Below are 23,392 nucleotides of genomic sequence, written 5' to 3' on the forward strand. Positions count from 1 at the left end.
AAAAGTGGGAATTATAGTGTAAGAAACATCCGGGCACTCTTATCTGAAAGGCCGACTGGTTTTATCTGGCTGCATGGTGATAATGCGTGTTGCAGTTTTTTTCATCTTCCCGAGGGCCAAACAGCCTATGTGGTACAACGGTTTTCTCGACTTGTCAGCCTGGCAACTGGTGGCAGTCACTCTGTTGATGACCCACGTGACCATTATCGGTGTCACGGTTTATCTACACCGCTACTCAGCCCACCGCTCGCTTGAGCTCAATGGTGGCCTGAAACACTTTTTCCGCTTCTGGCTGTGGCTGACCACCGCGCAGAATACCCGTGAGTGGACAGCCATCCACCGCAAGCACCACGCCAAATGCGAAACCGTCGATGACCCGCACAGCCCGGTTATCAAAGGGTTATCGACCGTTTTGCGAAAAGGTGCAGAGCTGTATCGTGAAGAAGCGCAAAATCCTGAAACATTGCGTATTTATGGCAAAAACTGCCCTGAAGACTGGATTGAGCGAAATCTTTATTCGCGTTACAAAATGCTCGGCGTGGCGCTCATGCTGGTCATCGACCTGTTGCTGTTCGGTGCTATCGGCCTGACTATCTGGGCCATCCAGATGATGTGGATCCCGGTGTGGGCGGCAGGTGTGGTCAACGGTTTGGGTCACGCGGTGGGTTATCGCAACTTCGAATGCCGCGACGCAGCCACCAATCTGGTGCCTTGGGGCATCATCATTGGCGGTGAAGAGCTGCACAACAACCACCACACCTACCCCAACTCGGCCAAGATGTCGGTCAAGAAGTGGGAGTTCGACCTGGGTTGGGCCTGGATCAAGGTCTTCAGCTTTTTGCGCCTGGCCAAGGTTCAGCGTGTTGCGCCTATCGCCCACCGGGTGGAAGGCAAGGGCAATCTGGATATGGACACCGCCATGGCGATCCTCAACAACCGTTTCCAGATCATGGCGCAGTACCGCAAGCTGGTGATTGCACCGCTGGTGCAGCAAGAGCTGGCCAAGGTCGATCATTCGGTGCGTCATCAGTTCCGCCGCGCCAAGCGTCTGCTGTCGCGCGAAACCAGCCTGCTTGAAGACCGCCACCATCAGCGTATTGAAAAGATGCTGGAGCATAGCCACTCACTGAAAGTGATTTACGAGAAGCGGCTGGCCCTGCAACAGATCTGGGTCAAAACCAGCACCAACGGTCACGACATGCTGGCGGCGATCAAGGAATGGGTTCACGAGGCAGAAGCCAGCGGGATCCAGTCGCTGCGCGACTTTGCCCACCAGCTCAAGACCTACTCGCTGCGCCCTGCAGCGGTTTAAGAGCAAGCGCCCTCACCCCAACCCTCTCCCGGAGGGAGAGGGGGCTGATATTCAATGTGACGAAAATCCGCTTTTGCCTTTAGTCCCCTCTCCCTCCGGGAGAGGGTGAGGGGCTCTTGATCAACTGCGAAAGCTGCGACATACCCACCCGCAACAAGCGCGCCGTCTTCCCGCCGGCCACCTCGGCAATCCCCTCTTCCGACTCCAGATTGGCCACTTGCGCCGCCAGGTTCATCACCAGCGCTTCTCGCGAGTACACCCCGCCACCCAGGTGATACATCGCCGCAATCAACTCCCGCAGCTCCAGCGGCAATCGCCAGCGCGTGCGCAAGGCTGAACCATAGGCTGCGCCAAACTCGGCCAGAGAGGCATCAATAGCCTGGGTATCCAGCTCCCCACCCGCCTGGCGCCACTCCTGCAAGCAACGCACCAAGGCCAGATCACCCAGGCAGTGCAACAACCCGGCGCAGAAACAACGCTCCTGATCCAGATTCAACATGCCTGCCAATGTGCGGCCATAGTCTGCCGCACGCTGGGACAACGCCCAGTAACGCTCGGCGTAGTCCGCCAGGCAAGGATCGCTCAACTGCGCGCTGTACTTGAGAGTAAGCCCCTGGACCAGGTTCACGCTTTGCGCAGGCCCCAGCCGCTGCATGGCTTGCGCAAGGGTCTGGGCCGGGCTCACAAGGTGCTGCGCCGCACTGTTGGCGGCCGCAATCAGCACCGCCGTAATTTGTGGATCGGTGCGTACTTGCTGCTCAAGCCGTGCCAGGTCCACCCCTTCAGGCGTGAGGCTGCCCTTGAGCGCCGATTGCGCATCCACTCTTAGCGGCGCGCCATCGGAAGACGCGCGGCGCTGCTCCAGAAAACGCTTGAGGGTCATGCCTGGCGCCAGTGCCGGTACGTCACACGAAATCTCTTGCCCCGCCGAGAGCAGCAGGCTCTTGAGGCGCCTGGTCAGGCCGGCAATATCCAAGGGTGTGGTCAGATAAGCCGTTGGCGCCAGCGGCAAGGCTTCGCGCACACTGGCGCTGTCATTACGTGCACTCAACAAAATAAATGGCTGCGCTGCAACCGCGCGGCGTTGGCGCACAGTGCGCAACAGATCCAGACCACCTACACCCGGCAGCTCACGGTCAGCAATCACCAGGCCATAAGTTTTCCTGCCCAACTGCGCAAGCGCCTGCTGACCGTCGCCACAGACATCCAGTTGAGCGTCGCAACGTACCGTCAGCACCACTTGCTTGAGCAAATCCCGAGTCCAGGGATCGGCCTCGGCAATCAATACAGTGGGTGCTGCCATTAAATCTACAACCGTCATCCAGTTTGCTCCCCGTGCGATACAGGCACCTTAGTCAAAGGGCGCACGCGGATACAGGCCAAAACACCCAAATAGACGCTTCAGACGCAAAAAAACCGCCGAAGCGGTTTTTTTGTCTATCAGGTCACACCGTCAGGTGCGCAGCTCACGCCAGTTCAGCGAAGCACTCCTCGATGATGGCCAGACCTTTGTCCAATTGCTCGTTAGGCGAGGTCAGCGGTACCAGTACACGCAGGACGTTGCCGTAAGTGCCGCACGACAGCAGGATCAGACCCTTGTCGCGAGCCTTGGCAACCACTTGTGCCACTGCCGTCGGATTTGGCTTGTGCGAATCGCCGCCTTCGAACAGCTCGACCGCGATCATCGCGCCCAACGCACGCACATCACCGATCACCGGGTGCTTGGCCTGGATAGCCTTGAGGCCGGTTACCAGGCGCTCGCCGACTTCCTTGCAACGGTCCAGCAGGTGCTCTTCTTCAAACACATCCAGTACCGCCAGCGCTGCTGCGCAAGCAATCGGGCTACCGGCATAGGTGCCGCCCAGACCGCCTGGAGCGATGGCGTCCATGTACTCGGCCTTGCCGCACACACCGGCCAGCGGGAAGCCGCCAGCGATGGACTTGGCGAAGGTGGTCAGGTCGGCAGTGACGCCCATCTGTTCCATGGCGAAGAACGTGCCGGTACGGCCAGCGCCGGTTTGCACTTCATCCGCGATCAGCAGGATGCCGTGCTTGTCGCACAGCTCGCGCAGACGGGCCATGAACGCTTTCGGCGCCACATAGAAACCACCTTCGCCCTGTACCGGCTCGATGATGATGGCAGCGATGTCTTTAGGCTCGGCGTCGTTCTTGAAAATGCGCTCGATGCTGGCGATGGAGTCATCCACGCTCACGCCATGCAGTTCGCACGGGTACAGCGCGCGGAAGATACCGCCTGGCATCAGACCCATGCCTGCCGAGTACGGTACGACTTTCCCGGTCAGGCCCAGGGTCATCATGGTACGGCCATGGTATGCGCCAGTGAAGGCGATCACGCCGGCACGGCCAGTTGCGGCACGAGCGATTTTCACGGCGTTTTCAACGGCTTCGGAACCGGTGGTGACCAACAGGGTTTTCTTGTCGAAATTGCCCGGGACCTTGGCGTTGATCTTTTCGCACAGCTCGACGTAAGGCTCGTAAGCCAGTACCTGGAAGCAGGTGTGGGTCAGCTTGGTCAGTTGCTCTTGAACGGCGGCAATGATTTTCGGGTGCAGGTGACCGGTGTTCAGTACCGCGATACCGCCGGCGAAGTCGATGAACTCGCGGCCTTCAACGTCGGTAACGGTGGCGTTAATCGCCGATTCGGCGAAAATCGGGTGGATCTGGCCAACACCGCGCGGAACAGCGGCTTCACGGCGTTTCATCAGGGATGCGTTGGTCTTGTTGCTCATGGTGTTCCTCATTCGCCGCTGATCAAGCGGCGTGGTTCAAGGCTGACGCGCCAGGCAGACACCCATGCCAGCATGCGATGATCGACTGGCATGGCGCTCCCGGCCACAAAAATTAACAGTTTGAAACGCAGGGGAAGCATCGCTCTCGTGCCCCCTCTGCTTGAACCACCCGCCGGGTTAGATGCCCAGGCAGAGATATTTGATTTCCAGGTAGTCTTCGATGCCGTACTTGGAGCCTTCACGGCCCAGGCCCGACGCCTTGATCCCGCCAAACGGCGCGACTTCGTTGGAGATCAGGCCAGTGTTGACGCCCACCATGCCGTACTCCAGGGCTTCAGCCACACGGAATACACGGCTCAGGTCGCGGGCATAGAAGTACGACGCCAGGCCGAACTCCGTATCGTTGGCCATCGCGATCACTTCAGCTTCGTCCTTGAAACGGAACAGCGGCGCCAGCGGGCCGAAGGTTTCTTCCTTCGCCACAGCGGCGTTTTTCGGCACGTTCACCAAAATGGTCGGCTCGAAGAAGCTGCCTTCCAGGCTGTTGCCGCCGGTCAGCAGGGTCGCGCCCTTGCTCAGTGCGTCAGCGATGTGCTCCTTGACCTTGGCCACGGCCTTGTCATCGATCAGGGGGCCTGTGGTGGTGCCTTCGTCCAGACCATTGCCGATCTTGAGCTTGGCCACCGCTACTTTCAGTTTTTCTGCGAATGCGTCGTAGACCGAGTCCTGAATGTACAGGCGGTTGGCACATACGCAGGTCTGACCGTTGTTGCGGTATTTGGAGATGATCGCGCCTTCTACGGCTTTATCCAGGTCCGCATCGTCGAACACGATAAAAGGTGCGTTGCCGCCCAGCTCCAGCGACACTTTCTTGATGTCCTTGGCGCATTCGGCCATCAACTGGCGACCGATTTCGGTCGAGCCGGTGAAGGACAGCTTGCGCACGATCGGGTTGCTGGTCAGCTCGCCGCCGATATCGCCGGCACTGCCGGTTACAACGCTCAACACGCCTTTAGGGATGCCGGCACGGTGCGCCAGCTCAACCAGGGCCAGGGCCGAGAACGGGGTTTGCGAAGCTGGCTTGATCACCATGGTGCAACCGGCGGCCAGGGCCGGGCCGGCTTTACGGGTGATCATGGCTGCCGGGAAGTTCCACGGGGTAATGGCAGCGGTCACGCCGATCGGTTGTTTGATCACGATCAGACGTTTGTCCGGCTGGTGGCCCGGGATCACGTCGCCGTAAATACGCTTGGCTTCTTCGGCGAACCACTCGATAAACGAAGCAGCGTAAACGATTTCGCCCTTGGCTTCGGCCAGTGGCTTGCCCTGCTCCAGGGTCATCAGGCGGCCGAGGTCGTCCTGGTTTTCGATCAGCAGCTCAAACCAGCGACGCAGCTTGGTTGCACGCTCTTTGGCGGTCAGGGCACGCCAGGCTGGCAACGCTTTGTCTGCGGCTTCAATGGCACGACGGGTTTCAACCGCGCCCATCTTTGGCACTGTGCCGATGATTTCACCAGTAGCCGGGTTGTTGACCTTGATGGTCTGGCCACCGTCCGCATCAACCCAGGCACCATCGATATAGGCTTGCTGGCGGAACAACTGTGCGTCTTTGAGCTGCATGTGGGCTTTCCTTAACAGCACCGCGCAGGCGCGGAGCGAATTATTAAAGTAGAAAGGCGCCGTGGAAGGCTGCCGTCAGGAAGTCATTCACTGCCAAAGTATCTAAATGACGCACAAAGAACATGCCGTGCGATTCAGCACCCAGACAAGAGCGTTTGAAATCTCAAACGAATCCTAGGGATAAAGGGGGTAAAGGACAATAGCCTGTTCGAAAAAAAGAACAAGCTGCCAGACTTCACCGTTTTATCGCCCGGCCCCCATTAATAGCCCATAACGCGTAAGGAAACACCTCACGAATCAGCGGCATGGACGACTGACACGCAGATGAGTATGATGGCGGCCGCGTCGCACCAGTAGCTCAGCTGGATAGAGTACTGCCCTCCGAAGGCAGGGGTCGTGGGTTCGAATCCCGCCTGGTGCACCATTCTTTTTCCCTTGCTCAAGGGAATCGCGTCAAAACCCTGTAACCAACAGCATTTTGCCTCCCACCGAGAACCCGGTGAGCGATCGCACGCCTGTTTTTTGAGCTTTTCTGCGCAAAACGCAGATCCGGTTAAATTTTCTATGGGCAACTGACGAAAGGCTGGTTACTATACGCGGCGTTTCGCGGAGAGCTGGCCGAGTGGCCGAAGGCGCTCCCCTGCTAAGGGAGTACACCTCAAAAGGGTGTCGGGGGTTCGAATCCCCCGTTCTCCGCCATTATTTGTGGCACCTGAATGCGTTCCCTTGTTCAAGGGAACCGCGTTTCCCCCCCTACCCAATCAAACCCGATGTGCACCTGCGCAAGGTTTTGTCGCGTCCGCAGAAAACTGTGGGAGCGGGCTTGCTCTCGACTCAAGCGGCGCGGTCGTCCTGCCAGACCGCGTTGATGCCATCGCGGGCAAGCCACGCTCCCACAAGACTTGTCGACCGCTATAACTCAATGCTCACCCCAGCAAGAGTCGTTGCGCCATCGGGCTCAATCGTTAATGATACAGCTTCTCATTAACGCCTGAGCCCTGCTCCATGCCCTCGCCTTCACCCTCCAGCCTGCTGGCCAGTTTTCAGGAGCACTACGACGATCTGTTGTCGTTCCTGACCCGGCGCCTGCGTGACCGGCATCGGGCAGCGGATGTGGCGCAGGAAACCTGGATCAAGCTGGCAAAAATCGACCCCGAGGCGGTCACGGTACTTAATGACCGGCACTTTATTTTCAAGGTGGCGGGCAACCTGGCCATCGATGCCTTGCGCGTGGATCAGCGCCAGACACGCAACCTGAGCGGCGAACCGCCTTCACTGCAAATCGCTGATCCGGGGCTGCCGCCCGAAGGTCTGCTGCTGGCCACCGAGCGCATCGGCATTCTGGATGAGGCGCTGCAACAACTGTCGCCCAATGCCCGCCAGGCGTTACTGCTGAGTCGCATCGACGGCATGACCCAAGCCCAGATCGCCGTCGAACTGGGCGTGTCGCCAAGTATGGTGGCAAAATACATTGGCCAGGCCTTGCGCCACTGCCGTGACTGGCTAAAAGACAACCATGCCTGAGCGTGCCGTGATGCCTTCAACGCCCTCCCCTGACGATCTCGACGATCAGGCCATCGACTGGCAGACCCTGCTGCACTCGGGCGAAGCCAGCGCACGCCAGCGCCTGGACTATCAGCGCTGGCAACAGTTGAGCCCGGCGCACAAAACCGCGGCCCAAGAGGCCGAAGCGCTATGGGCGGATATCGGTCTGACCGCCAGCGCCGAGCAACATCGCGCAAGACCGCGCCGCCGGGCTTATCGCTGGGCCAACGGGCTGGCGGCGGGGTTGCTACTGGCCGTACTCGGGTATGGCGCTACGGACTATGTACCAAGCTGGTCCGACACTCATCACACCGGGGTCGGTCAGCGCCAGCAATGGCTGTTGAGCGATGGCACGCGTGTCACGTTGAACAGCGCCACGGCGTTGTCGGTCGACTTCACGGGCAATCAACGTAGCGTCATCTTGCGCAAGGGCGAAGCCCTGTTCGAGTTGGCCGATGACCCGTCGCGCCCCTTTATCGTCCAGGCTGGGCAAGACCGGGTGGCGGCTAAAAACGGGGCCTTCAGCGTGCGCCGCGATGCAGTTCAGACCCGTGTACTGGTCGCCTCGGGCGCGGTGCAAGTGCAGCACCAGACGCAAACCCTGGAGCTGCAACCCAACCAGCAGGCACTGTATCAACCAGGCCAGGCTGTCGCCGAGCGCCAGCAGGTTGATGCCAATGCCCTCACCGCCTGGCACCGCGGCAAGCTGATCTTCAACCGTAAACCCTTGCAGGACGTACTCGCCGAACTGGAGCGCTATCAATACGGCCGTATCGTGCTGCCCGATGCAACACTCGGCGCCATGCAGATCAGCGGCGTGTTCGACCTCAACGATCCACAGAACCTGCTGCATACCCTGGAACAGCGTTACGGCCTCAACATCACCTACCTGCCCTTTGTGGCGTGGGTGCACTGAAAATAATTTCGCACAGGCACTGCAAGATCCTGTCGGGCATATCGTCGTAGTAAGACCAGGAACGAATCCGTTCCCATTCGCGATATAAAAAACCTCGAACAAGGATCAAAAACGCAATGGTCGAGCACGTCAAGAAGCCGCGTGGCGCACACCTAAACGAACAGCGACTGCGCCAGGTATTCGTAGCCACAGCCTTGCTGGCCAGCCTGGGAGGCCCGCTGCAAGCCAGTGCCCAGACCACAACTGCGGCCACGCCCGGCACGTCCCAGCACACCCGCCAGGTCAGCGTGGACGTCAGGGCCCAGGACCTCGATCAGGCGCTCACCCAGTTTGCCGATCAAGCCGATTTGCACCTGCTGTTTACCTCAGCCGAAGTCGCCGGCTTGCACAGCCAGGCGCTGCGGGGGGAGATGAGTGTTGAACAGGCCCTGCAATCGCTACTCAAAGACAGCGGTCTGGGCTGGCAATTCAGCGATGCCCGCACCGTCATCTTGGGTAAACCTCAAGCCCCCGCTCAGAGCCTGCAACTCAAGGCCCTGGAAGTCAGCGTCGGCGCCCGTACCAGCACCTCCATCAGTGAAATCCCGGGCACCGTGTGGGTGGTCGACCAGGTGCAGTTGCAGGAGCAACTGGACACTGGTGTCACCCTCAAGGAAGCCATCGGCAAACTGGTGCCGGGGCTCGACCTGGCGCCCGAAGGGCGCAGCAACTACGGCCAGAACATGCGCGGGCGCAACGTGCTGGTGATGATCGACGGCGTCAGCCAGAACAGCTCGCGAGGGCTGTCGCGCCAGTTCGACAGCATCTCGCCGTTCAACGTAGAGCGGATCGAAGTGCTGTCCGGCGCCAGCGCGCTGTACGGTGGTGGCGCCACAGGCGGGATCATCAATATCGTGACCAAAAAGGGCACCCCCGGCCCCGCGCAATTCGAAACAGAGCTGTCCGCCACCAGCGGTTTCAACAACAGCGACGACCTCTCCAGCCGCATTTCACAATCCGTCAGCGGCGGCACTGATCGGGTCTATGGCCGCCTGGGGATTTCCGGTGAACAGAACGAAGCCTTTTACGATGGTAAAGGCGATCAGGTATTTATCGACAACACCCAGACCGACCTGCAATACAACCGCACCCTGGACCTGATGGGCAGCCTGGCAATCAAGCTCGATGACGTACAGGACCTGGACTTGCTGGCCCAGTACTATGATTCGGGGAACAACGGCAGCGTCGGGATTTACTTCCCCAACCTGCACGACAAAGCACCGTCCAATCTCGAAGACGCCGAAATCCGCAGCGGCTACGACACCGACCTGGAGCCGCGTTCCAAGCGCCTGCTGTTCAACGCCAACTATCACCACGCCGACCTGCTGGGCCAGGACTTCTACTTGCAGGGCTCGTACCGCAAGGAAGACAACAATTTCTATCCGTTCCCGTACTACAACGCCGGTAAACCGCAGGGTTCCAAGGGCGTGTACTTCGCCGCTTCGCAGCAGAACTTCGAAGTCACCAGCCTCAAGGCGCTGTTTGCCAAACAATGGGACAGCCTGAAGCTGACCTATGGCGTAGACCTCGACCGCGAGCGCTTCAATGCCGAACAAAGCGTGTTCGATTCGGCCATTTCATCCGAAAGCGGCGGCCTGGACCTGGTCACCCAAAGCAAGTCCCCGCGCTACCCAAGTTACCGGGTTGATGGGCATTCGGCCTACGCCCAGCTTGACTGGAAACTTACCGATGCCCTGACCCTGTCTGGCGGCGCGCGGCGCCAGCAAATGGACGTCGATGTCGGTGTGTTCAAGGGCATTGCCGGTGGCAGCAACGACTACGCGGTCAACCTGTTCAACCTGGGCGCCATTTATGACTTCAAGAATGGCCATCAAACCTGGGTCAACTACAGCGAAGGCTTTGATTTGCCGGACCCGGCCAAGTACTACGGCAAGGCGGGGCTGAGCGTCAAAGACAACCCGTTGGCCGGGATCAAGAGCCGTCAGGTCGAAACCGGCTGGCGCTTTGCCGATGTGGATTGGGACGCGCAGGCGGCGATCTATTACATCTGGTCTGACAAGGTCATCACCACGGACGCTGCCACGCTGACGATTGATGTAACCGACAAGAAGAGCCGTGATTTTGGCTTTGAAGGCGCGCTGACCCGTCACTTCAATAACGGTTGGGACGCAGGCGGCACCTTGCATCTGGTACGTTCAGAGGAAGAGGACGCGCAAGGCGACTGGATGAAGCGTGACGCCCGGTATGCGTCATTGTCCAAATCCACCGCGTTTGTTGGCTGGCACGGTGATGGGCGCAATGTGCGCTTGCAGGGTAACCATGCCTTTACGCTTAAAGACGATTCCGACCACAAGATCAGCGGTTACACCACGTTCGACTTGATGGGCAGCCAGGAGACTGAATTCGGCACGTTCAGCGCCGGCATCCAGAACCTGCTGGACAAGGAGTACAGCACGGTCTGGGGCCAGCGTGCGGCGCTGTTCTACTCGCCGACCTACGGCCCGGAGTACCTGTATGACTATCAGGGCCGTGGCCGCACATACACCATGACCTGGTCATTGGCTTATTGAACAGAGCAAGACAGTGGGAGCGAGCCTGCTCGCGAAGATCGTTCGCGAGCAGGCTCGCTCCCACAGTTTAAGTCGCGGCTTTACTGGCTGGCCACACCACCAAAGCGGGTACTCATCGCAGTGATGAAGTCTTCAAGGCTCATTTTCTGGCCATTGAGATCCACCTGGCCATCAGCGTAATTGAGCGAAGCCAGGATGTTGTTGCCCTCCACTTTGGCCAGCCCGGTTTGCACCGCCATCACGCCTGCCATCTCGCTGTTCATGCTGGCCATCTTGGCAATGGCTTGCGGATCGGTCTGGCCAACCAACTGTGCCTGCACCGCTGACAAATCAGCAATCATCGGCTTGGACAGCAACAGCTTGGCATCCAGCGCGGTCAGCATCTGCTTGGTAACGTCAACTGGCGGCTGCTCAAATGAGGTCGGCTTGGCCAGCCCCATGACAACGTTGAGCTGGCTTTCACCATTGGCGGTCTTGATCGTGAATTTCTCCAACGCCAGTTGCGGTTTGGCAGCCAGAATTTTTTCAACCTGAAGCTGCATCTGCACTTGCTCCGCCGGGGTCAGCGGGGTTTGCGGCAGGGTACCGTCGGCCTGAGGCTGGAACTTGTTCTGATAAATCTGCAGCAGCGCCTGCATGGCCGGGATATCCAGGCTGCTGGCAGTCAGTACCATTTGCGCACTGCCCACCGGCTTGCCATCCAGGGTGATATCACCGACGTTATAGGCCAGACGCCCGGACATCAGGTTGCCATTGGCGGAAGCAGAATCCGTGTACTCGAAGTTCTTGAGTTTGATCACCGATTGCTTGACGCCATAAGTCAGCTGACCTTCGCTCAGCGCCATCACGTTCTGCCCAAGATAGAAGCCAAAGTCGGTCTTCTTCAGGTCACTGGCCAGGGTCAGGCCGTTGAGCTCGACCGTTACCGGCGGGTTCTCAATCGTGATCGCATTGAGCTTGAGGTGGTCCATATAGCCTTTGGCCTTGAGGTTCTGGCCATCGGCATCGGTCTGGGCTTGCATGGTCATGCCCGAGAAGCTGAACGTGGAGTGCTCGTCCAGCTGGGTCTCCAGTGCCATCAGCTCCATATGACCGTCAACCGAGCGGTCGTAACCCAGGGTGACCTGACCTTTGAGCGGAGCCTGATCCTTGGTTGCGGCAAACCACTTTTCGGTAAATGGGGTTTTTTCCAGCGAGTAATTGCTGACCGCCATCACTGGCATCCACTTGAACGTCTTGATACGCGACCACGGCAATGGACCATGCTCGATATTATCGACAAACAGCAATTCCACCGGCTTCGCATCCGGGCCCGCCTTGTCGTCCTGGATCTTCAGGCGATAGTGCGCGGTGCTGCTGTAGAGGTTGCGCTCAATGGAAACCAGCTCAATAGTGCCGTGAGTGGTGGTGCCTTGTAGTTGCTTGGCCAGCTCCTGGTTGGTCTGCTCGATCGAGGTCTGCAACACACCCTCGATTTTGCTGCCGGTATACCACGCGCCAGCGGTATTCAGCGCCCCGGCGACAACAACGATCCCTACCAGCACACCTAATGGTTTATTCATCAATTGACCCGTTCAATGTCCGTTATGTTGAAAGTAAAGCGGTCTTTGCCAAGCCCTTCATGGGCCGAAAAGTGCTAGCAGATTAACACTGGCAGCAGAGCAGACGCTCCTCCAACGTGATACCTGGCTTTATGCAGGTTGGGCGTAACGCTGGTCAATTTCGTCGAGCTGGTGGTCGAAACTCTTGAGACTGGCACTCCAGGTGTACACCAGCACTTCCAGATCATGGTCGATGCATGTTTCTCCTACAGAATTAAAAGAAACGTCCGAGTAATCCAGCTGATAACGCTCACGCGCCATCGCTGCCGCGACATTCGAGAGCTCACGCGCAGTGTCGAGCCATTGGCGCTCTTCGGATGGCAGGGCCTTGTCGAGTTTCAGGCATTGGGTCTTGAGGGCTTCGAGGCTTTTTTCCAGCGGGGTGCCGGTAAGTTCGCCCATAAACTCCTGGAAGGTCCGGCCCGGTTGCCAGTAACTGCCCCAGAAATAGCGGTCAAATACCGTCTCTACCCGCCGCAGGGCAACCTTGGTGTCCCAGATCAGGACGCGGGTCTGGCCCTGGTTGATCTGGCGTTTTTTGATCTGCCGGGTTTGCACCGAGGCGCAGGCCACCACCACTATGGCCAGAACGGCAATCAACGCACTCGCGCTATCGAGAAAGATCATTGCCTTGTCGATCTGGTGCGCCAGCATGATGCCGTAGAAGTAGGTCGCCGAAAGCAGCACCACGGCTGCCACTGCACACCAGAAGCCGGGAGCATAAGGGTTTTTCATTATTAGTATCCCCATCAGGCATGGTCTGCACGATGAGGAGGGCTACAGACCGCAAACGCCCTGAACCATCGTTCTGATACCGATAATTCAGAGCATAGCAACGCTGTCAGGGTTTGGCGTTTGTCGCCGCTTGCGTTCGTCCACTTTCCCAGCCCCCACCCAGGGCCAGGAACAGATCGATCTGACTCATGGCAACCTGGGTGTTGGCCGCCGACAATTGCGCGCGCATGTCAGTGTAGGTGCGGGTTGCCTGCAGATCGGCCAGGAATGACTCGCGCCCCGCCTGGAAGAACTGATGGGTCTGGTCGGCCGCCGTTTTGGCCGACAACTCGGCCTCTGCCAGGGCATCACGGCGCTGCAGCAACGCCGTGTATTGCACCAGGCTGGTCTGGGTTTCACGGATGGCATTGAGCACCACACCGTCAAACTTGGCCAAAGCGCCTTGAGTCACCGCCTCGGCCTCACGAATTCGGGCTCGCGAGCCATTGGTCGGAATCGTCCAGCTCAGCATCGGGCCGAAGCCCCAGCGGTTAGTAGGGGCCGTGCCCAGGTTGTCGATAATCCCCACTGTGCCAATGCTGGCACCGATGCTGATGTCCGGGTACAGCGAACCTGTGGCCACACCGATTTCGGCGGTGGCGGCGGCCAGATGGCGTTCGGCCTGACGCACGTCCGGGCGGCGTTTAAGCAGTGCTGCACCGTCCCCCACGGGCAGCAATTGCGCGATATGCGGCAGCTCGGCGCAGGTAGCCACACCGGCGGGCAGTTGATCCAGCGGCCTGGCCAGCAACATCGACAAACGGAACAGGCCGGACTGGCGCAATGCTTCGTAACGGGGCAATTCTGCGCGCAACGATTTGAACTGGGTTTCAGAACGGGTGACCTGGGTTTCATCACCGCGACCCGCATCACGCAGGCGCTGGGTCAGGCTGGTACTTTGCGCTTGCAGCTTGAGGGACTCTTCTGCGATGTGGTGTTCCTCATTGGCTGCGCACACTTGGGTGTACGCCCGCACCACATCCGCCACCAGAGTGATGCGCGCGGTGTCGGCGGCAGCCTGAGTCGCGTCGGCGTTGGCCTGTGCCGCTTCGATCCCGCGCTGCAAAGTGCCCCACAAGTCGAACTGGTATGAAGTGCTGATACCCAGATCACCGACATTGGCTACCGGCACCTTGTCCGCCAGCAGGAACGCTTCACCGGACTCCTGCAGGCGCTGGGCGCCCGCCTTCACAGAACCACTCCAGCCACCGGCCGACTGTGCCTGCTCAACCTGGGCCCGCGCCCGCGACAGGTTCGCCGCAGCGACCCGCAGATCAGTGTTGGAGGCCAGCGCCTGGCGCACCAGTTCATTGAGCCTGGGGTCCTCATAGAGTTTCCACCAGTCAACTGGAACCGGGGCGGACACCACGTTGGCGCCCTCGCCAGCCAGTTGGCCCTGCAAGTCCGGGCGCTGCATGGCCGCGTCTTTGGGCAATTGGTAATCAGGGCCAAGCAGTTGGCAACCGGACAGCAGCAGCCCAAGTCCTACGGCTGCCAGGCGAACGGCTTTCATTGCGCGCGCTCCGGGGCAGGCTGGGCTTTGGCCGAATCTTCGATGATGGACACGGTCGCGGTGCGCCCGGCAATCATGCGAAAGTCTTCAGGCACGTCGTCAAACACGATGCGTACCGGAATCCGTTGCGCCAATCGCACCCAGCTGAACGCAGGGTTGACGTTGGGCAGCAGGTTCTGGCCACTGGTGCGGTCACGGTCTTCGATGCCCGCCACAATGCTTTCAACATGCCCGCGCAAACGTGCGTTATCACCAATGACACGGATATCGACGCTTTGGCCGACATGGATGCCATCGAGTTTGGTTTCTTCAAAATAGCCGTCGATATGGAACGAGCTGCTGTCGACGATCGACAAGACCGGCCGCCCCGCCGTGACGAACTCATTGACCCGTGGAGCCCGGTCGTTGACGTAACCATCGACGGGGCTGCGCACCACCGTACGGTCCAGATTGAGCTGGGCGCTGTCCACGGCCACTTGGGCCTCTATCAGTGCGGCCTGGGCGCGCATTTCACGGGACTGGCTTTCTTCGAGCTGTTCGCGGGCGACCAGGTTGCCCAGGCCTTTGTTACGGCGGCTCTCACGTTGGGCCTGGGCCAGGGTCTCCTTGCGATCGGCCACGGTGGCTTCGGCCTGACGCAGCGCCAGCTTGAAGCGCTCCTGGTCGATGACAAACAACACCTGATCACGGCTGACGGGCTGGTTGTCACGCACATCCACCTGCTTGATCAGGCCCGACACGTCGGGGGCGATTTGCACGATGTCGGCGCGAATGTGGGCGTCACGGGTCCAGGGAGCAAACATGTAGTACATGGTCATGCGCCAGACCACGACGCAGGCAAACGTCACCACCAATAAGGTGAGAACGACACGGCCCAGGGTCAGTAAAGGTTTTTTCATGTCATCAGATATCGACTGAACGAATCCACAACGCCGAGTAACAGAGCGTAGAGACCGACGTTGAACAAAGCCCGGTGCCAGACCAGGCGGTAAAAGTGCACACGGGTGAGTAACCCGTGAACCACCAGAAACAACAAGTAGGTGATGCCCATCAGTACCAGGAGCGTGGGCAGGAAAACCCCGCTGATATCTACGTCACCGATCATAGCGGCGCTCCCTCAATGTGGGCCTGGGGATGTGGCCGGTCGTCGTTGTCGACAATAAATTCGACACCGGGCAGCAGCGCCAGACGCAGGCCGCTGAGGGCGTGCAACAGATGCACTCGTGCCTCGCCTTCGGCTTGCAGGTCATTGGCGTTGAGGGCGCGACGCGTGCGGTCCATGGTCATTTGCAGGCCCATTGGCATTGGCAGGCGCTCACCCGCCTTGAGGCAGGCACAAAAGTAGTCACCCACATCACTGACCACCTGGCGCAGCAACAGTTGCGGCCCGCCCGTAACCCTGGGTGCGTAGGCCAGCAGATCGAGCAGGTTGAGGGCCACCCGCAGGTCACGCAAGGCGCTGCCGGTGTCCTGCCCGGTCAGGGCCAGACGTGGCAAGTGCTGCATCAGGCGGTCGAGCATTTGCGCGCCCATTTGCCGGTGTTCGGCCAGGGTGGCGGGCTGGGTCAGGCTGACAATGTCACGCCAGCTGAAGCGGGTCAGGCGTTTGGCCGCCAGTTCGGCACCGAACGGGCGCGCGATCAGGGTCCAGACGAAGGCAAACAGCAGGCCGACGGGGCCGGCCAGGTTGGCGTTCATAAACACCATGAAGTCCGCGTCGTAGGCACCCTGGATACTGATAAACGAGGCGGTGTTGACGATAGTCAGCAAGGTGCCCAGGTAAAAGCGCGGTTGCACGGTCAGGGTGCCGACGCAGATAAACGGCACGGCAAACGCCAGCACCAGCATCGGGAAGTCATGCAGGTTGGGCAGGATCACAAACAGGTAGAGGCTGGCAAACAGCACCGACAGCGAGGTCCAGAAAAAGAACCGGTAGATCTGTGGCGCCGGATCGTCCATCGCGGCAAAAAAGCTGCAGGCCACGGCGGCCAGAATTACCGCACTGGCGCCGTCAGTCCAGCCGAGCAGAATCCACAACACCGAGGCGACGACAATCGCGGTGACGGTAGAGAACGCTGAATAAAGCATCAGCCCGCGATCCAGGAACGGCGTCAGGCGACCCAGGCGCCAATGCCGATAGACCGCACGCCAGACATCCTGGTTACCGGTCGAGATGGCCTCTTGCAGGCTGCGGCAGTCTTGCCACAGGTCGATCCACTCACCCAGCCGGTACAGCACGTTGGAGAGCACCAGTTGGCGCCGATCATCCAGAGCGGCGGCGCTGGGCTGCAACGCTTCAAGTTCATGGCGCAATGCTTGCCACTGCTGGATCGAGGCGCCCTCACGGGTGCGCTCAAGCCATGCCTGGGCGTGGTCGAGCAATGGCGTGACCTTGTCGAGCAGCTCAGGAGCGCGACGCTCCAGCGCATAGAGGGCATCGTCCAGGGCATCGACCACCGGCAGCAGGTGGATCATGCGTCCACGCAGCTCTTTGGTGTTGCGCACGGTCTGCGGGTGCGCGCCCTCATGGGGCAACTGGCCAATCATCATTTCAAGGCTGTTGAACGTCGCCACCATTGATGAACGCAGGCCACTGGCTTTGCTGGGTTCGACATCGCGGGCCAGAAAGTGCTTGCTGTAATTGCTCGCATCGGCAAACCACTTGGCCGCCGCGTCGATAAATACCGGCGTCAGGCGCCGAGGCCAGAACATGCTGCCTACGACCGCCGCGCAGACGATACCGAGCATGATTTCTTCAGTACGCGAAACGGCGATGTCGAACACATTCAGCGGGTTATCCACAATCGGCAGGGCGATCATGGGCATGGTGTAGCCGGCGAGCATGAACACGTAGCTGTTGGCGGTGCGCAGGTGCAGCGACAGGAACAACAAAATGCCCGTCCAGAGGGCAATCACCAGCACCAGCAAGAACGGTGTCTGGACAAACAGCGGCACAAAAAATACCGCTGCAGCAGCGCCTATCAGCGTGCCCAGGGCGCGGTACACGGCCTTGGAGCTGGTGGGCCCGACAAAGGGGCTGGAGACGATATAGACCGTAGCCATGGCCCAGTAAGGGCGAGGCATTTCCATCAGCAAGGCGATATACAGCGCGATCATCGACGCGGCGAAGGTACGTACCCCGTAGAACCAGTCGCGGGCAGGCGGCATGCTGCTGAAAAAACCGTTCAAGAGGCAGCCCCGTCAGGCAATTGTCCGGCAGCTTCGAAGGCTTTGATCACACGCAACGCAGCTTCCTGGTCAGCCACTGGAATATCGGCCAGAGCGGCCCTTCTCAGTTGTACAAGCTGAGCTTCAATCGATTGCACCAGAGCACGCCCGGTGTCGGTCAGGCTCAGGGTTTTGGCGCGGCGGTCACTGGCATCTTCACAGCGGCGCACATACCCAGCCTTGCACAGTTGATCGAGCAAGCGCACCAGCGACGGGCTTTCCATCCCGGCAGCGTGGGCCACGGTGACTTGCCGCACACCCTCACCCAGGCGGCCGATGATCAGCAGCGGCATGGCGCAGGCTTCGGAAATACCATAGTTGACCAGCGTGGCCTGGCAGACGCGACGCCAATGGCGAGTCGCAACCACCATGCCGGTGCTGATGCTCATTTGCAGTGGATCGAGAGTGTCAGGCAAGAGGCGTCACATAATGTTAGTTTGCTAACTATTAATATTGCGCGGCCAGATGAGCACAGTCAAGTGTTGCTATTTATTTCTTAGGGCCCGTGACAGGTTTTTGCCGCAGCATCAGATTCAATTGGTCGACAACTTCAGCCCAGTCAGCGTCTTCAAGATGCTCCTCACGCAAAAAAGCCGCTTGGGCGGGCGTCCAGAAAAAAGCATCTTCAAGCTTGAGGTCAGGCTTGAGTGGCGAGTGGGTGGTGACAAACTTTTCGATATCTTCCGGGCTGGACGGCAGGCCCAGCTGCTTGAACAAGGATGGCAGGCTATGGGTTGGCTTTTGCATCGAGTTGACTCCATTCAGGTTCAGAGCCGCATTTGGCGGCAACGCAGGTCAAATATAGACGAGCCTGAGTGTCATCGACGGCCAGGTCCTGTGCTTTGCGCCAATCCATGGGAATTGCACTGAAGTCGTCGGGCTGCAGTTTGCTGCTGATCAGCCAGATACGACCCGGGCCTGGGGGCATATCGCTCAGGCGATCGACATAGATACTCGTGCCGTGGCCATTGACCAGCGTGCCAAAGCCATAGTCATTCGGGCGCCCTGAAGTGCCATCTTCCAGGGGCGGCGTATAGAGCATCGGTTGAAATCCGGTCTTGTTGTAATAGACAAAGCTGAAGTACCAGAACAAGTCACTGACGACGATCCGGTCACCGGGTTTGAACTGCTGGTTAACGTGCTCCACCAGACGATCAAAATGATCGGCATCGCTGCTGAAGTTGCTGCGCAAGCCCGTCACTTCGGCGCCAATGAACAGTGTCAGCAGCGCTATGGCCAGCGCCCGCTTGCGCTTGAACAGTTGATCGACTGCAATCGCCACAAGCAGCGGCAAACCCAACGCTGCAAACATCACATAGCGTTCGATAAACAGAGGCGAGATAAAGGATACGGCGTAAATGGCCAGGATCGGCAGCAGGGTGTAGATCACGATCAACGTGATGAATTTATGCGGGCTTGAATCGCGTACAGCCATTCCTGCGACACCGCCAAGCAGTGCCAGCGGTGCCAGCCAGAACAACGGCCAGGGCAGGTAGTCGCCTTCATCCTGTATCAACAGCTGCCACGTCATGGCGGGCAAGGAGCGGGCATCGACTGCAGGCTCCCACCCCACATCACCGCCACTCTTGAGTTCACCCATGTGTTGCAGCAAATCCACCAACCCCGGCAGCCAGGGCAGGAACAACAGCACAATGGCAACGTTAACCAGCCACCAGGCCGGGCGCCTGATCAGCCAGCCGCTGCTGCGGCCACTTAGCAACAGGTACAGCCAATGGGCCATTACACAAAACGCAGTGAAGTAATGGGTGTAAAAAGCAGCCGCCATCAGCACGGTGTAGAGCACCGGGTAGCGATACTTATGCGGGGCCTTGACCCAGTACAACAGCGCGATTGTGGCAGCTATCAGCCACAACCCCATCAGTGAATACATCCTCACTTCCTGGCTGTAGCGCACGGCGGTAGGCAATAACGCCAGCAGCAGGCCCGCCAGCAATGCAGCCCGCGGGGTGGCCACCAGCCGTACCAGCCAGATACCGAAAAATACCGTGGCAATGCCGGGCAGGACACTCAGGGAACGAATCGAGACCAGGCTGTCACCAAACAGCGCTATCCAGCCGTGCAACAGCATGAAATACAACGGAGGGTGAACATCGTGCGCAGCATGAAACCAGATCCCCGACAGCGGGTAGTCGCTCAGCATCAGGCTGGAGCCTTCGTCGCACCAGATCGCCGAGGCGGTGAAACCGTAAAAGCGTACTCCTGCGGCCAGCAGCAAAATACACCACAGCCACGGCTGACGAATCAGGCTGGAAAAGACGTTAGAGGGCTGTAACAGGAGTTCAAACCGTTGCTCACCCACATCGTTGTTGCTGAGTACGCCCATCCCTCACCTGCTGTGCATTGGTGCTGCAAATCGGGCAGCTCTAACTTCGGCGATTGTAGGGCACAGCCCATAACAAAAGGGAGGGCACCCGCCAAGAAAGATAGTGGCCCGATGCAATCTCTTATCCCGCAGTCACGCTAAACTATGCGTAACAAGGTTTGACAGCAATCAGGTCAGTACCTAACTTGAATTGGATCCAAACATGTATGCCGGTTCGTCGGCACAGGTAGTCGCAACGTGGCCGTCAAAAACAATCCCTTAAACAGCATAGTTGTGTCGGGTCCCATACCCGCTCACCTGGCGCGCTCGGAGATCGAAGAAACCTTGCGCAACGCCATTCTTGATGGCCGTTTGCCTTGTGGTACAGCCATTCGCCAGGAAGCACTGGCGAAGTTGTTTGGCGTCAGCCGTATGCCTGTACGCGAAGCACTGCGTCAGCTGGAAGCTCAAGGTTTGCTGCAGGTCGTGCAATACAAGGGTGCCGTGGTCGCTCCTTTGATTGAAGACAACTCGCTCGAGACCTATGAACTGCGACAGTTGCTCGAAGCCCAGGCACTGCGCCTGTCAGTACCACTGTTGAGCAAAGAGGATTTCGAAGAAGCCGAGGGCTATATCGAAGCGCTCGAGATCGAAAAAGACTTCGGAAAAATCGGCACACTCAATCGGCAATTTCATCAGGCGCTTTACTGCAAGGCTCCTAATAAAAAACTGCTGGCACTCATTGAGTCAGGGCTAATTGAAGAAGAGCGTTTTCTACGCTTCAACCTTGAGCAGATGAACCTTGGCAAGTTGTGCCAGGACGATCACCGTGCGTTGTTGCGTTATGCCCGGGCCAGAGATGTCGAGGCTTGTATTGCAGAGCTGGAGTTGCACCTGCAGCGCGGGGTGAAGGCTATTACCTACTACTTGAGCATGGTCAAAACAAAACAGCCCTGACATATGAATCGCCAGGGCTGTGGATAACTTATTGCTGACCTGCGGGTTTCAGATTTTGAAACTGTCGACCAGTTGCTTGAGACGGCTGGCCTGCTGCGATAGCGCATCGCAGTCCTTGAGGGTTTCGTTAAGGTTCACCACACCTTGCTGGTTAAGCAAGTTGATCTGGTTGATATCCACATTGAGGGTTTCGACCACTGCCGTTTGCTCTTCAGTGGCGGCGGCAACCGACTGGTTCATACCGTCGATCTCATCGATGCGCTGAGTCACGCTGATCAAACGGGCACCCGCCTGATTGGCGACCTCGACACTCTCCTCGCTGGAGACCTGACTCGCATTCATGGTGCTGACCGCTTCGCGGGAACCTACCTGCAGCGAGGTGATCATTTTATGTATCTCCTCTGCCGACTCCTGAGTGCGGTGGGCGAGGTTGCGCACCTCATCCGCCACCACGGCAAAGCCGCGACCCGCTTCGCCCGCACGCGCAGCCTCAATGGCTGCGTTGAGGGCCAGCAGGTTGGTCTGCTGAGAGATACCTTTGATCACATCCAGAATGTGCCCGATGTTGTCGGTGCTGGCATTCAGGGTTTCTATTTGCGCACACGACAAACTGATCTTCTGCGACAGCTCGGTCATGGCCTGGATGGTCTGTTCAACCACTTTGCGACCGTCATCTGCCTGCTCGCTGGCACCGCTTGCATGTTGCGAAGCATCGGCGGCGTTGCGGGCGATTTCCTGGGTGGCGGCACCCAGTTCATTGATCGCCGCGGCGACACTGTTGGTGCGCGCACTTTGCTCGTCCGAGCCGACAATGGAAGCGTTGGATGAGGCCATAACGCGGTGTGACAGGTCATGAACCTGACGAGTAGCAGAAGACACTTCGCTGATCGAGGCGTGGATACGCTCGACAAACTGGTTGAACGAGCTGGCCAGCTCACCGAATTCGTCCTTGTTCTCAATGACCAGACGGCGCGTCAAGTCACCCTCGCCCTGGGCGATATCCTGCATCGCACGGCCCATGGTGGTCAGTGGACGCATCAGTACACGGATCAACAAACTCAACAACAACGCAATCGCGGCCACTGCAATAAACATTGCAATCAACGCAGACGTACGGAATTTAGACAGCGGCGCGTATGCTTTTTCTTTGTCTATTGACTGACCGATATACCAATCCGCGGACGGCAGGCCTGTCACCGGGGTAAAGGAAATAATCCGCTCATGACCATTGAGCGTCACTTCCTGAATGCCCTTCTCGATGCGCAGAGTACTGACCGGGTAAATGTCCTTCAGGTTCTTCATCACCTGATCTTTATCCGGGCTAACGATAACCTGGCCATCACTGCTCACCAGAAACGCGTAGCCCAGGCCACCGGAATCAACCGAATTGATGATTTTGACCAGGCTGTCCAGGCTCAGGTCACCTCCCACCACACCCAACAACTCACCGCCTTTTTTAACGGGCATGGCGATGGTCACAATCAGGCCTCCGACAGCTGCCATATAAGGAGGTGTCAACATGGTCTGACCGGCGCCTACAGCTTGCTTGTACCAGGGGCGCTCGCGGGGGTCATAACCTGCAGGCATGGTCGCGTCAGGGCGTTGAGTAAACACGCCATTGGCTTGCCCGACGTAGGTGAACTGAAAGTTGGAGGTGAATGCCGGCTGATCAACCAGGCCAGGGAGATCAGCCTGGCTGCCTTGCTGCGCAATATTCTGTGCCAGGCTCTCCAGCACCAGAATGCGGCCACCAAGCCAGTTCTGAACGCTGCTGGCTGTCAGGTTGCCAGCCTGTTGCACCGAGGACTCGATGTTCTGCTTGATAGTGTCGCGCTGCAGATAGTCGTTGTACAACGTGAATAACGCAAACGCCAGAACCACGACGCCTGAAGCGGCCAGAAGGATTTTATGACTGAACTTGAGATTCATAGCATGGGACTTCTTATGCCAAAAGTTGGGATGCGTACGGTGTGTGCAACCTGTTGGCAGCTCTGCTCGCACGCAATGCTCAACAGGCTGTCGGCACGGACGGCAGAATACTTAGCCACGTTTGATGGCAATGTGCTTAATCCGACGAAAGCGCAGCTGTACGATTTGAGGTTTGGCTTTTGGAAGGGGGTTCAGACGAACAGAAAGGGCGCTGGGGATTTACGTCGCGCAAAAACAAAACCCCTGTCTGCGTTAGCAGACAGGGGTTTCGGAATTCAATCTTGACGATGACCTACTCTCACATGGGGAAACCCCACACTACCATCGGCGATGCATCGTTTCACTACTGAGTTC

General features: G+C 58.6%; 18 protein-coding genes, 2 tRNA genes and 1 pseudogene. 7 read left to right on the forward strand and 14 right to left on the reverse strand.

The window, feature by feature from the left end:
• Positions 1 to 127: 127 nt before the first annotated feature.
• A complete protein-coding gene (gene desA, locus GHO42_RS16030; protein ID WP_165446538.1) occupies positions 128 to 1,312 on the forward strand; it encodes a delta-9 fatty acid desaturase DesA in 1,185 nt (394 codons plus the stop codon).
• A gap of 79 nt (positions 1,313 to 1,391) precedes the next feature.
• On the opposite strand, the gene GHO42_RS16035 is transcribed toward desA, so the two are convergent.
• The 3 genes from GHO42_RS16035 to gabD all read right to left on the reverse strand — a co-directional run bounded on the left by GHO42_RS16035 (position 1,392) and on the right by gabD (position 5,682).
• Positions 1,392 to 2,633: an HDOD domain-containing protein gene (locus GHO42_RS16035; protein WP_095031433.1), complete on the reverse strand. Its 1,242-nt coding sequence runs from the start codon at positions 2,631 to 2,633 to the stop codon at positions 1,392 to 1,394.
• A 145-nt stretch (positions 2,634 to 2,778) separates the two neighbouring features.
• Entirely contained in the window at positions 2,779 to 4,062 is a 1,284-nt protein-coding gene (gene gabT, locus GHO42_RS16040) for a 4-aminobutyrate--2-oxoglutarate transaminase (RefSeq protein ID WP_095000665.1), read from the reverse strand.
• Positions 4,063 to 4,239: 177 nt separating this feature from the next.
• Positions 4,240 to 5,682, reverse strand: a complete 1,443-nt coding sequence (gabD, locus tag GHO42_RS16045; RefSeq protein ID WP_095000664.1) for an NADP-dependent succinate-semialdehyde dehydrogenase — start codon at positions 5,680 to 5,682, stop codon at positions 4,240 to 4,242.
• Between the two features lie 347 nt (positions 5,683 to 6,029).
• On the opposite strand from gabD, the gene GHO42_RS16050 reads away from it, so the two are divergent.
• The 5 genes from GHO42_RS16050 to GHO42_RS16070 all read left to right on the forward strand — a co-directional run bounded on the left by GHO42_RS16050 (position 6,030) and on the right by GHO42_RS16070 (position 10,713).
• Positions 6,030 to 6,106, forward strand: a tRNA-Arg gene (locus tag GHO42_RS16050).
• Positions 6,107 to 6,290: 184 nt separating this feature from the next.
• A tRNA-Ser gene (locus tag GHO42_RS16055) sits at positions 6,291 to 6,381 on the forward strand.
• Between the two features lie 306 nt (positions 6,382 to 6,687).
• Positions 6,688 to 7,206, forward strand: coding sequence for an RNA polymerase sigma factor (locus GHO42_RS16060; protein ID WP_095017812.1), 519 nt, complete (start codon positions 6,688 to 6,690; stop codon positions 7,204 to 7,206).
• Entirely contained in the window at positions 7,199 to 8,143 is a 945-nt protein-coding gene (locus GHO42_RS16065) for a FecR domain-containing protein (protein ID WP_232527665.1), read from the forward strand. The genes GHO42_RS16060 and GHO42_RS16065 overlap by 8 nt, the downstream gene beginning before the upstream one ends.
• A gap of 116 nt (positions 8,144 to 8,259) precedes the next feature.
• Complete coding sequence (locus tag GHO42_RS16070) at positions 8,260 to 10,713, forward strand: TonB-dependent receptor (protein ID WP_256670620.1); 2,454 nt, start codon at positions 8,260 to 8,262, stop codon at positions 10,711 to 10,713.
• An 80-nt stretch (positions 10,714 to 10,793) separates the two neighbouring features.
• Here GHO42_RS16070 and GHO42_RS16075 read toward each other — a convergent pair whose 3' ends face one another.
• The 9 genes from GHO42_RS16075 to GHO42_RS16115 form a co-directional block, all read right to left on the reverse strand.
• Complete coding sequence (locus GHO42_RS16075) at positions 10,794 to 12,275, reverse strand: YdgA family protein (protein WP_095000662.1); 1,482 nt, start codon at positions 12,273 to 12,275, stop codon at positions 10,794 to 10,796.
• Positions 12,276 to 12,404: 129 nt separating this feature from the next.
• Positions 12,405 to 13,049: an NADH:ubiquinone oxidoreductase subunit N gene (locus tag GHO42_RS16080; protein ID WP_095000661.1), complete on the reverse strand. Its 645-nt coding sequence runs from the start codon at positions 13,047 to 13,049 to the stop codon at positions 12,405 to 12,407.
• A 106-nt stretch (positions 13,050 to 13,155) separates the two neighbouring features.
• Entirely contained in the window at positions 13,156 to 14,601 is a 1,446-nt protein-coding gene (locus GHO42_RS16085) for an efflux transporter outer membrane subunit (protein ID WP_095000660.1), read from the reverse strand.
• The gene (locus GHO42_RS16090; RefSeq protein ID WP_095000659.1) at positions 14,598 to 15,500 is read right to left on the reverse strand and encodes an HlyD family secretion protein; all 903 of its coding nucleotides are present in this window, start codon (positions 15,498 to 15,500) and stop codon (positions 14,598 to 14,600) included. The genes GHO42_RS16085 and GHO42_RS16090 overlap by 4 nt, the downstream gene beginning before the upstream one ends.
• A complete protein-coding gene (locus tag GHO42_RS16095) occupies positions 15,497 to 15,706 on the reverse strand; it encodes a DUF1656 domain-containing protein (RefSeq protein ID WP_016782973.1) in 210 nt (69 codons plus the stop codon). The genes GHO42_RS16090 and GHO42_RS16095 overlap by 4 nt, the downstream gene beginning before the upstream one ends.
• Positions 15,703 to 17,790, reverse strand: a complete 2,088-nt coding sequence (locus GHO42_RS16100; protein ID WP_095000658.1) for an FUSC family protein — start codon at positions 17,788 to 17,790, stop codon at positions 15,703 to 15,705. The genes GHO42_RS16095 and GHO42_RS16100 overlap by 4 nt, the downstream gene beginning before the upstream one ends.
• On the reverse strand, positions 17,787 to 18,218 hold the full coding sequence (locus GHO42_RS16105; RefSeq protein WP_016782970.1) for a MarR family winged helix-turn-helix transcriptional regulator: 432 nt from the start codon (positions 18,216 to 18,218) through the stop codon (positions 17,787 to 17,789). The genes GHO42_RS16100 and GHO42_RS16105 overlap by 4 nt, the downstream gene beginning before the upstream one ends.
• A 100-nt stretch (positions 18,219 to 18,318) precedes the next feature.
• Positions 18,319 to 18,576, reverse strand: a complete 258-nt coding sequence (locus GHO42_RS16110; RefSeq protein ID WP_095000657.1) for a DUF2789 domain-containing protein — start codon at positions 18,574 to 18,576, stop codon at positions 18,319 to 18,321.
• Positions 18,557 to 20,173 (reverse strand): glycosyltransferase family 39 protein, encoded by a 1,617-nt coding sequence (locus GHO42_RS16115; RefSeq protein ID WP_153328236.1) that lies wholly within the window; start codon positions 20,171 to 20,173, stop codon positions 18,557 to 18,559. The genes GHO42_RS16110 and GHO42_RS16115 overlap by 20 nt, the downstream gene beginning before the upstream one ends.
• A 237-nt stretch (positions 20,174 to 20,410) precedes the next feature.
• On the opposite strand from GHO42_RS16115, the gene GHO42_RS16120 reads away from it, so the two are divergent.
• A complete protein-coding gene (locus GHO42_RS16120) occupies positions 20,411 to 21,109 on the forward strand; it encodes a GntR family transcriptional regulator (protein WP_095025165.1) in 699 nt (232 codons plus the stop codon).
• Between the two features lie 48 nt (positions 21,110 to 21,157).
• Here GHO42_RS16120 and GHO42_RS26450 read toward each other — a convergent pair whose 3' ends face one another.
• Together GHO42_RS26450 and GHO42_RS26455 are read right to left on the reverse strand one after the other, a co-directional pair.
• Positions 21,158 to 21,943 (reverse strand): methyl-accepting chemotaxis protein, encoded by a 786-nt coding sequence (locus GHO42_RS26450; RefSeq protein ID WP_370688617.1) that lies wholly within the window; start codon positions 21,941 to 21,943, stop codon positions 21,158 to 21,160.
• 69 nt (positions 21,944 to 22,012) lie between these two features.
• Positions 22,013 to 23,038 (reverse strand): annotated as a pseudogene (locus GHO42_RS26455) (cache domain-containing protein); the annotation flags it as partial.
• Between the last annotated feature and the right edge of the window lie 354 nt (positions 23,039 to 23,392).

Source organism: Pseudomonas sp. FSL R10-0056, assembly GCF_009600105.1.
GTDB classification, from domain to species: Bacteria; Pseudomonadota; Gammaproteobacteria; order Pseudomonadales; family Pseudomonadaceae; genus Aquipseudomonas; species Aquipseudomonas bubulae.

Bases quoted from the DNA above. Each gene is read 5' to 3' on its own strand.
- GHO42_RS26450 (WP_370688617.1), bottom strand. From the start codon at position 21,943: ATGGCCTCATCCAACGCTTCCATTGTCGGCTCGGACGAGCAAAGTGCG.
- GHO42_RS16110 (WP_095000657.1), bottom strand. From the start codon at position 18,576: ATGCAAAAGCCAACCCATAGCCTGCCATCCTTGTTCAAGCAGCTGGGC.
- GHO42_RS16090 (WP_095000659.1), bottom strand. From the start codon at position 15,500: ATGAAAAAACCTTTACTGACCCTGGGCCGTGTCGTTCTCACCTTATTG.
- GHO42_RS16080 (WP_095000661.1), bottom strand. From the start codon at position 13,049: ATGAAAAACCCTTATGCTCCCGGCTTCTGGTGTGCAGTGGCAGCCGTG.
- GHO42_RS16065 (WP_232527665.1), top strand. From the start codon at position 7,199: ATGCCTGAGCGTGCCGTGATGCCTTCAACGCCCTCCCCTGACGATCTC.
- GHO42_RS16075 (WP_095000662.1), bottom strand. From the start codon at position 12,275: ATGAATAAACCATTAGGTGTGCTGGTAGGGATCGTTGTTGTCGCCGGG.
- GHO42_RS16070 (WP_256670620.1), top strand. From the start codon at position 8,260: ATGGTCGAGCACGTCAAGAAGCCGCGTGGCGCACACCTAAACGAACAG.
- GHO42_RS16105 (WP_016782970.1), bottom strand. From the start codon at position 18,218: ATGAGCATCAGCACCGGCATGGTGGTTGCGACTCGCCATTGGCGTCGC.
- desA (WP_165446538.1), top strand. From the start codon at position 128: ATGTGGTACAACGGTTTTCTCGACTTGTCAGCCTGGCAACTGGTGGCA.
- gabT (WP_095000665.1), bottom strand. From the start codon at position 4,062: ATGAGCAACAAGACCAACGCATCCCTGATGAAACGCCGTGAAGCCGCT.
- gabD (WP_095000664.1), bottom strand. From the start codon at position 5,682: ATGCAGCTCAAAGACGCACAGTTGTTCCGCCAGCAAGCCTATATCGAT.
- GHO42_RS16095 (WP_016782973.1), bottom strand. From the start codon at position 15,706: ATGATCGGTGACGTAGATATCAGCGGGGTTTTCCTGCCCACGCTCCTG.
- GHO42_RS16035 (WP_095031433.1), bottom strand. From the start codon at position 2,633: ATGACGGTTGTAGATTTAATGGCAGCACCCACTGTATTGATTGCCGAG.
- GHO42_RS16115 (WP_153328236.1), bottom strand. From the start codon at position 20,173: ATGGGCGTACTCAGCAACAACGATGTGGGTGAGCAACGGTTTGAACTC.
- GHO42_RS16060 (WP_095017812.1), top strand. From the start codon at position 6,688: ATGCCCTCGCCTTCACCCTCCAGCCTGCTGGCCAGTTTTCAGGAGCAC.
- GHO42_RS16085 (WP_095000660.1), bottom strand. From the start codon at position 14,601: ATGAAAGCCGTTCGCCTGGCAGCCGTAGGACTTGGGCTGCTGCTGTCC.